We start from the raw sequence: 559 nt of genomic DNA, 5'->3' as shown, positions 1-559 counted from the left end.
TTCGGTGGCCGAGCGAAGAAGCTGCTCACGCTTGGCGTCGTCCAGCGTGGACCGCGCCTCACCAAGCATCTTGTCGAACTCCGCATTGGAGTAGCGTCCGCGATTTCCCTGACCGGCCTTGTCGCCGAAAGTTTCGAGGATAGGTCCGAGAACGCCAGAGGCTTCGCCGGTTTCTACGGCAGCACCACCCATGATGAAGCTGAATTCGAGATTGGAAGCGCGCGAGAAATAAACGCTTCCCGGCAGTGTGGAGACTTCCGTCTTGACGCCCGCACGGTTGAAGAACTGCCCGATTGCCTGTGCGATCTTTGAATCGTTCGGATAACGGTCATTGGAGGCATGGAAAGTCAGATTGAAGCCATCGGGATATCCCGCTTTGGCCAGCAATTCCTTTGCCTTTGCCGGATCGTACGGATCGACCTTGATGTTCGGATCGTAGCCGAAATAGCCTTCCGGCACGAGCTGACCGGCTGGCAGACCCTGTCCGTCCATGATGCGATCGACCAGCGCTTCACGGTTGATCGACAAGGACAAAGCGCGACGCACATCGGCGTTCAAA

General features: G+C 57.2%; 1 protein-coding gene. It reads right to left on the bottom strand.

The features are described 5' to 3' along the window. A partial coding sequence (locus tag AB1462_RS31560; protein WP_367248998.1) for an ABC transporter substrate-binding protein occupies positions 1-559 on the bottom strand: 559 nt, incomplete at both ends.

The sequence above is a fragment of the Pseudomonas sp. SB113 genome (genome assembly GCF_040754745.1).
Taxonomy (GTDB): Bacteria; Pseudomonadota; Gammaproteobacteria; order Pseudomonadales; family Pseudomonadaceae; genus Aquipseudomonas; species Aquipseudomonas grimontii.
Note: the sequence above shows the minus strand (reverse complement) of the source record. Positions and strands in the feature narration are given on the sequence as shown.